The 684-nt window shown below is 59.4% G+C and carries 1 protein-coding gene; it reads right to left on the bottom strand.

Annotated elements, in window-relative coordinates:
- Positions 1 to 684, bottom strand: a 684-nt coding sequence (locus ACNFCJ_RS24070) for a transposase (RefSeq protein ID WP_416773895.1), incomplete at both ends; no start/stop codon positions are given.

Here is a 684-nt window from a genome sequence, read left to right as displayed (position 1 = left end):
ATTGAGCTGTTTGAGCGACAGGGTCTTGCCCGCAGGACATTGGAAGCTGTCGGTCGCAGGATCGTAAGTGAAGTCCTGACGCGCAAACAGTGTGCCGCCGCCCTGGTTGTTGGGCGCGCGATTCACGGGGACGAAAGCCGTAATGCCCGCTTCTTCGCAGGCCTGAAACTGCGCCCCGTTGGAATAACCTGCATCAGCCGTGACGGTCAGCTCAGGCTGCTGCAGAACCGCCTGAGTCGCTTTGGCCATCGGCTCCAACTGCTGGTTGTCGGTGCAGTCACTGGTCACTTCGTGATGCACGATCAGGCCATGCTCGGCATCGACAGCGCTCTGCACGTTGTAGGCCACGCAAGGGCTCTTGCCTGAGCAGCGCATCTTCTTGGCATCCGCTTCGCCTTCGACGAACTGTTCCAGGCCCTGCGCCTCCATCAGCGCTTTTACGGTCAAGTTATCGGCATGGCGATCCTGTAGCTGGCGTAGCGCCTGTTTCACCGCTGCCCGGTCAATCGTCTCTTGCGCGTCTTGTGCATCACCCTCATCAAGCTGGGCCAGGTACTGGGCAATGTGTTTTTCCAGCTTCGCTTGTTGACGCTTGAGCTTCTCCACGCTCAGGTGCTTGCGCAGCGAAGCTACCGCTTGGAACTTGCTGCCATCGATGGCCACCAGCTCCCCACTGATCAAGCT

Source organism: Pseudomonas sp. NY15364 (assembly GCF_048068235.1).
Classification (GTDB): Bacteria; Pseudomonadota; Gammaproteobacteria; order Pseudomonadales; family Pseudomonadaceae; genus Aquipseudomonas; species Aquipseudomonas mendocina_D.
Note: the sequence above shows the minus strand (reverse complement) of the source record. Positions and strands in the feature narration are given on the sequence as shown.